Source organism: Actinoplanes nipponensis, from assembly GCF_016862275.1.
Taxonomy (GTDB): Bacteria; Actinomycetota; Actinomycetes; order Mycobacteriales; family Micromonosporaceae; genus Actinoplanes; species Actinoplanes nipponensis.
In genome coordinates, this window is sequence record NZ_BOMQ01000028.1 from 127,986 (window position 1) to 134,493 (window position 6,508).

At 76.0% G+C, this 6,508-nt stretch carries 7 protein-coding genes; 5 read left to right on the plus strand and 2 right to left on the minus strand.

The genetic code is table 11. The features are described 5' to 3' along the window. Positions 1-8 precede the first annotated feature (8 nt). From Ani05nite_RS12770 to Ani05nite_RS12780, 3 genes are read left to right on the plus strand one after another with little or no spacing between them, the layout of a single operon-like run. Positions 9-956, plus strand: a complete 948-nt coding sequence (locus tag Ani05nite_RS12770; RefSeq protein WP_203768146.1) for a helix-turn-helix transcriptional regulator — start codon at positions 9-11, stop codon at positions 954-956. Positions 957-965: 9 nt separating this feature from the next. After that, a complete protein-coding gene (locus tag Ani05nite_RS12775; RefSeq protein WP_239129792.1) occupies positions 966-1,988 on the plus strand; it encodes a 5'-3' exonuclease in 1,023 nt (340 codons plus the stop codon). A gap of 60 nt (positions 1,989-2,048) precedes the next feature. Further along, positions 2,049-3,413, plus strand: a complete 1,365-nt coding sequence (locus Ani05nite_RS12780; protein WP_203768148.1) for a transaminase — start codon at positions 2,049-2,051, stop codon at positions 3,411-3,413. On the opposite strand, the gene Ani05nite_RS12785 is transcribed toward Ani05nite_RS12780, so the two are convergent. After that, positions 3,410-3,892, minus strand: a complete 483-nt coding sequence (locus tag Ani05nite_RS12785) for a cupin domain-containing protein (RefSeq protein ID WP_203768150.1) — start codon at positions 3,890-3,892, stop codon at positions 3,410-3,412. The genes Ani05nite_RS12780 and Ani05nite_RS12785 overlap by 4 nt on opposite strands. A gap of 29 nt (positions 3,893-3,921) precedes the next feature. On the opposite strand from Ani05nite_RS12785, the gene Ani05nite_RS12790 reads away from it, so the two are divergent. Next, positions 3,922-4,446 carry a MarR family winged helix-turn-helix transcriptional regulator gene (locus Ani05nite_RS12790; protein WP_203768152.1) on the plus strand — a complete coding sequence of 175 codons (525 nt, stop codon included), beginning with the start codon at positions 3,922-3,924 and terminating at the stop codon, positions 4,444-4,446. Here Ani05nite_RS12790 and Ani05nite_RS12795 read toward each other — a convergent pair. Then, a complete protein-coding gene (locus Ani05nite_RS12795; RefSeq protein WP_203768154.1) occupies positions 4,410-5,360 on the minus strand; it encodes an AraC family transcriptional regulator in 951 nt (316 codons plus the stop codon). The two genes, Ani05nite_RS12790 and Ani05nite_RS12795, sit on opposite strands and share 37 nt — an antisense overlap. A gap of 105 nt (positions 5,361-5,465) precedes the next feature. On the opposite strand from Ani05nite_RS12795, the gene Ani05nite_RS12800 reads away from it, so the two are divergent. After that, positions 5,466-6,508 (plus strand): serine/threonine-protein kinase (locus Ani05nite_RS12800; RefSeq protein WP_203768156.1); only part of this gene is annotated, 1,043 nt, incomplete at its 3' end.

Sequence of the window (6,508 nt, forward strand, 5' to 3'; positions counted from 1 at the left end):
ATCACGGCATGCGCGCGGACCGGCTGGTGGCCACCCTGCTGGTGCTGCAGGCCCGGGGCCGGGTGACCGCGGCCGAGCTGGCCGCCGAGCTGGAGGTGTCGGTGGCCACCGCCCGCCGCGACCTGGAGGCGCTGTCCGGCGCCGGGGTGCCGGTCTATCCCCAGCCCGGCCGCGGCGGGGGCTGGTCGCTGGTCGGCGGCGCGCGCACCGACCTCAGCGGGCTCACCTCCGCCGAGGCGCGGGCCCTCTTCCTGCTGGCCGGGCCGGCCGCCGCGGTGGCGCCCCCGCTCCGGTCGGCGCTGCGCAAGCTGGTCCGGGCGCTACCCGGCCCGTTCCGGGCCGACGCCGAGGCGGCGGCCGAGGTCGTCGTGGTCGACGCGGCCGGCTGGGGCGAGCGGGGGCGCGACCGGCCCGCGGCGGTCGGCCTGCTGCAGGACGCCGTCGTGCGCCGGCGCCGGGTCGCGTTCGACTACGCGGGCCGGGGCGGCCGGGCGTCGCGGCGCGTCGTCGATCCGCTCGGGCTCGTCGCCAAGGACGAGATCTGGTACCTGATCGCCGGCACCGCCCAGGGGCGGCGGACCTTCCGGGTGGACCGGATCGCCGGCGCGGAGGTGACCGCCGAGCCGGCCGCCCGGCCCGCGGACTTCGACCTCACCCGGGAGTGGGAACGGGTGGTCGGGGAGGTCGAGCAGCGCCGTTCCCTGCTGTCGGCGACGGTGCTCATCGCCGAGCGGCTGCTGCCGGTGCTGCGCGACCACTTCGGCCGGCACTGCGAGCGCCTGGACACCGGGCCGGACGGGCGAATCCGGGTCCGGGTGGCGGCCCCGATGGCGCTGTCCATAGCGGAGCAGCTCGCCGGCTGGGGCGCCGCCGTGGAGGTGCTCGAGCCGGAATCGGTGCGCGCCGAGCTCGCCCGGCTGGGCGCGGAACTCGTCGCCCGGTACGGTCCGGCATAGGCTGTCCGGGTGTCGCCCCCGGCCCCCCTGCTGCTCGTCCTGGACGGTAACAGCCTGTTGCACCGCGCCTACCACGCCGCGGCGATGGAGGGGCTGCTGGATCAGGCGGGCCGGCCGGTGTGGGCGCTGCGCGGGCTGGTCGGCTACCTCGCCCGGGCGGCCGCGCACCTGCGCCCCGACGCGGTGCTGGTCGGCTTCGACTGCCCGCGGGAGTCCGCGCGGCGCGCCGAGTATCCGGCGTACAAGGCGCACCGGCCGGACAAGCCGGCCGACCTCAGCGAGCAGATCGCCGGGGCGCCGGAGCTGCTGAACGCGGCCGGCGTGTGCACGGTGGTGCCGCCGGCGTACGAGGCGGACGACGTGCTCGCCAGCTCGGCCGCGCACGCCCGCCGGCACGGCTGGCGGTCCGTGCTGATGACCAGCGACCGGGACGCCTTCGCCCTGATCGACGAGACCACGTCGGTGCTGCGGGTGCGCAACGGCGGCTTCGACGAGGCCGTCCTGGTCGACCCCGAGGGGCTGCAGGCGCTCTGCGGCGTGGGGGCGGGCCAGTACCGCGACTATGCCGCGCTGCGGGGCGATCCGTCCGACAACCTGCCCGGCGCCCGGCGCTTCGGGGCGGCGACCGCGGCCCGCCTGCTGGCCGCCTTCGGCACCGTCGACGCGGCCTGGGCGGCGATCGACGCGGGCGACGCGCAGTCGGTGCGCGACGTCGTCGGCGCCCAGTGCACCGAGGAGCTGGGCCGGCCGGAGACCCGGGAGGTCGTCGAGCGCAACCGCCGGCTCATGCGGATGCGCCCGGACCTGCCGATGCCCGAGCTGGCGGCGGCCCGGCTGCCGCTGCGGCTGGCCGCGATGCGTGCCGTCCTGTCCGGACGCGGCATCAACTTCGGCCCGTCGCTGTGGGCCCTGACCGGCGGCAGCCCGCCGGCCGTGGTCACCGAGCCGATGCCGGAGCTGCAGCCCTGGCGGCTGCGCGGCGGGCTGACCGGCCGCCGCGATCCCACGCCGGGCCAGCTCGCCCTCTTCTGAGGGCCGGAATCGGTCGTCCGGACGGTCGTTGCCCGCGGAGATCATTGGTAGCGTCGCGCCATGCCGACGGATTCCATCGATCGTGCCCGCCTCGACTCCCTCGCCGACCGCGAGCGGGCCACCTTCGCCGACCGGCACCCCCGGTCCGCGGCGGCGTACGCCCGCGCCGGCCACCTGTTCGGCCGCGTGCCGATGACCTGGATGAACAAGAGCGCGGCGGGCCACCCGGTGTACCTCGACCGGGCCCGCGGGGCCCGGCTCACCGACATCGACGGCCACGAGTACGTGGACTTCTGCCTGGGCGACACCGCGGCGATGGCCGGGCACTCCCCCGCGCCGGTCGTCGCGGCGGTCACCCGGCGCCTGGGCGACCTGGGCGGGGCCAGCACGATGGTCCCGACCGAGGACGCCGCGCTGGTCGGCGCCGAGCTGAGCCGCCGCTTCGGCCTGCCGGCCTGGAGTTTCGCGCTCACCGCGACCGACGCCAACCGCTGGGCGATCCGGCTGCTGCGCGCCGTCACCGGCCGTCCCCGCATCCTGGTCAACAGCTACTGCTACCACGGCTCGGTCGACGAGTCGCTGATCGTGGTCGGCCCGGACGGCCGGCCGCGCAGCCGCGAGGGCAACGTCGGCGCGCCCCGCGACGTGACGCTGACCAGCCGGGTCGCCGAGTTCAACGACCTGGCCGGGCTGGCCCGGGAGCTGGCCCACGGCGACGTCGCGGCGGTGCTGATGGAGCCGGCGCTGACCAACATCGGCATCGTGCTGCCCGAGCCGGGCTACCTGGCCGGGGTGCGGGCGCTGACCCGCGAGCACGGCGCGTACCTGATCAACGACGAGACCCACACCTTCTCGGCCGGGCCCGGCGGCGCGACCGCCGCCTGGTCCCTGCAGCCGGACGTGATCACCATCGGCAAGGCCATCGGGGGCGGCATCCCGGTCGGCGCGTACGGGCTGAGCGCCGAGCTCGCCGCCCGGCTGACCGGGCGCACCGACCTCGACCTGATCGACATGGGCGGGGTCGGCGGCACGCTCGCCGGCAACCCGGTGTCGATGGCCGCCACCCGCGCGACGCTCGAGGAGGTGCTCACCGCCGCCGCCTTCGCCACCATGACCGAGGTGGCCGGCACGTTCGCCGACGGCGTTCGCAAGATCATCGCCGGCTTCGCCCTGCCCTGGTCGGTGGCCCAGCTGGGCGCCCGGGTCGAGTACCGCTTCGCCGACCCGGCCCCGCGCACGGGCACCGAGTCGGCCGCCACCGCCGACCCCGCCCTGGAGGACTTCCTGCACACGTACCTGATCAACCGCGGGATCCTGCTGACGCCGTTCCACAACATGGCGCTGATGTGCCCGCAGACCACGACCGACGACGTGGCGCGCCACCACGAGGTCTTCGCCGCGGCCCTGGGCGAGCTGCTCGGCTAGGACCCGGCCGCCGGCACCGGGCCGAGCAGCGTGATCCCGTTGGCCGCGGCGATCCCGAGGACCTGCTCCATGGCCGGCGGGCCGTCCGCCGCCGCGGCCGCCACGGCCCGGCAGAAGCCCTCCATCGGCGCGCCCGGGGCGTGCACGACGAAGGCCGTCGCGTCCCCGGCCGACTCGTTGCGGACGGTGTGCGGCACGCCTCCGGCCAGGGGCACCACGTCGCCCGCCCGGGCCGTGACCCGGCGCACGGCCCCGTCCGGCCCGTCGCCGACGTAGAAGGTGAACTCGCCCGCGGTCACGTGGTAGACCTCTCCGGGCTCATGGCGGTGCAGGACCGGCGGGCCGCCGCCGGGGCGCATGCGGATCTCGACGGCGAACAGGGCGCCGCCGGTCCCGGCCGACGAGGCCAGAACCGTGACCTCGTCGGTTCCCATCAGGATGTGCTCGCATGACGACCGGTCGACAGGTAACTTGTCCATGTCCCCAGAGTAGACAGGCGACTTGTCTAATGTCAAAGCGGATCTCCGACCGTCCGGTGACCGGCGGGCGGCCCCGGCCGGAGAACATCGCCGTGCTCATGCGCGACGTGTTCGTCCTGCTCAACGGCCGCGTGCTGGCCCGGCTGGCCGAGCGCGGGCACGGGGCCGTACGTCCGGTCCACAGCGCGGTGTTCGAGCACCTCGACGACGCCGGCACCACCGTCTCCGTCCTGGCCGAACGGGCCGAGATGACCAAGCAGGCCATGGCCGAGCTGGTGGCGCACCTGGAGGCGCACGGCTACGTCACCCGCGAACCGGACCCGGCCGACCGCCGGGCCAAGCTGGTGCGGCCCACGGCCCGCGGTCGCGAGGTGATCGGCATCGCCCAGGAGCTCGTGCCGGACCTGGAGGCGTGGGCGGGCGAGCTCATCGGCGCGGACCGGATCGCGGCCCTGCGGGCGGATCTGGGCACGCTGCGTACGGCCCTGCGGGACGGGCCGGGCTCCCTGGCGCCGGATCAGCTGCGCAACGTCTCCGACGGCGGTACGCCGTAGCGGCGGCGGTAGAGGGCGGCGAAACGGCCCAGGTGGGCGAAGCCGCACCGGTAGGCCACCTCGGTCACCGTCTCCTCGCCGGAATGGGCCTGTTGCAGCTCCCGGTGGACCCGCGACAGCCGCAGGTCGCGCAGGTAGGCCGTCGGCGACGTCTGCAGATAACGCTGGAAACCGTCCTGCAGGGACCGCGTGCTGACCCCGGCGATCTCCGCCAGGTCGGCCACGGTGAACGACCGGCCGGCGTCGGCGCGCATCGCCTCCGCGGCCCGCCGCACGGCCCGCGGCGCGGCCGGCCCGAACCGGGGATTCTCCAGGGCGTCGCGATAGTTGTGCGGCGCGGCCATGAGCAGGCCGCCCACCAGGCTCTCCCGCAGCTGGCGGCCCAGCACCGGGTGCCGCAGCAGGCCCTGCTCCTCGGCGGCGTCGGCGGCGAGCAGGCGGGCCAGGCGCAGCCAGGTCGCGCCCGGGCCCCGCGCGGTGTCCAGCTCCGGGCCCAGCTGCACCGGCGTACCGATCGGCTCGCCCAGCATGCGGGCCAGCTCGCTCTCCAGGACCACCCGGTCGATCTTCACCGCCAGCAGCCGGCAGTCGGCCGGCCACCGTTCCAGGACGGTGTCGCCGACCGGCTGGAACACCGCGGCGCGGGCCGGGGTGGCCACCCGCGGCTCGCCGCGGCCCTGACGCCAGGCCAGCTCGCCGGCGAGCAACGCGTCGACGTGGTACGCGCCCAGCTCCCCGAACTCCATCCGGACGTCGGCGCCGAACCGCAGATCCCCCAGCGTGACCAGGCCCACGGGGGCGATGCGGAAGTCGGCCGTCCACGAGCCCGGCGAGAGCACCTCCAGGGAGTTGGCGTAGAAGTGCTCGCCCAGGACGTTGCGGGCCTCGTCAACGTCCGAGGTGGTCAGGTTCATGGCTGGCACCGTGCCAGCATCACGGATCCGTGAGCGTTCCGCTACCGGACCCACCGGCCCCGGCTCGGAGTTGACACGCCGCGTGCGCTGGGCGAGTGTTCCGAGATGAGCGACGACTGGCCGGTGGCGGGCACCCTCCTGGCGTTCCGCTACCGCCTCGTGTCGCGCCTGCAGACCGGCGGCATGGCCGAGATCTGGCACGCCCAGGACGAGCTGCTGGCCCGGCCGGTCGCCCTGAAACTGCCCACCGGGCTGGACCAGGCCCGCCGGGACGTGCTGCAGCAGGCCTGGAAAGAGGCCCGGATGGGCGCCCGGCTCTCGCATCCCAACATCGCCGCGGTGCACGACTACGACGAGGCGGTACGCCCCGACGGCTCGGTGGCGCCGTTCGTGGTGATGGAGCTGCTGGCCGGCGAGACGCTGGCGGCCCGGCTGGCCCGCTCGCCGTTGCCGTGGCCGGAGGCGGCCGCGATCGGCGCCGCGGTGGCCGCCGCCCTGACCGCGGCGCATGCCAACGGGGTCGTGCACCGCGACGTCAAGCCGGGCAACGTCATGCTCACCCCGACCGGCGTCAAGATCCTCGACTTCGGGATCAGCGCGGTGACCGGCGAGCCGGACGACGACGACACCGGGGCGACGTTCGGCACCCCGGCGTACGTGGCGCCGGAGCGGCTCGACGGCAAGCCCGCGGAACCGGCGACCGACGTGTACGGGCTGGGTGTCCTGCTGTACGAGATGGTGACCGGGCAGCCGCCGTACCCGGTGGACACCTGGGAGGAACTGGCGCGGGCCCGCGCGGGCGGGGCGGCGGTGCTGCCGGCCACCCTGCCGGCGGCGTTCCGGGAGCTGGTGGACCGCTGCCTGGTCGACGAGCCGGACCGGCGGCCGACCGCCGTGGAGGCCGGCGACGCCCTGGCCGACCTGGCCGCGCCCGAGGAGGCCGACCAGCGGACGCCGGCGACGGTCGCCGGGCCGCGGGTCCCCGGCGAGCGTGTTGGGCAGCAGGCGCTCGGCGGCGGGACGGGCCGGGGATCACCCGGCATCGGCTCCCGCACCGGCTCGGGCACGGGCACCGGTTCCAGGTCAGGCGGGGCGGGGCAGCCGGCATCCGGCGCTGTCGTGGCCGGACGGGCGGCATCCGACTCCGG

Excerpts from the sequence above, each read along its gene's own strand:
- Ani05nite_RS12780 (WP_203768148.1), top strand. The coding sequence starts at position 2,049 with ATGCCGACGGATTCCATCGATCGTGCCCGCCTCGACTCCCTCGCCGAC.
- Ani05nite_RS12770 (WP_203768146.1), top strand. The coding sequence starts at position 9 with ATGCGCGCGGACCGGCTGGTGGCCACCCTGCTGGTGCTGCAGGCCCGG.
- Ani05nite_RS12785 (WP_203768150.1), bottom strand. The coding sequence starts at position 3,892 with ATGGACAAGTTACCTGTCGACCGGTCGTCATGCGAGCACATCCTGATG.
- Ani05nite_RS12790 (WP_203768152.1), top strand. The coding sequence starts at position 3,922 with ATGTCAAAGCGGATCTCCGACCGTCCGGTGACCGGCGGGCGGCCCCGG.
- Ani05nite_RS12795 (WP_203768154.1), bottom strand. The coding sequence starts at position 5,360 with ATGAACCTGACCACCTCGGACGTTGACGAGGCCCGCAACGTCCTGGGC.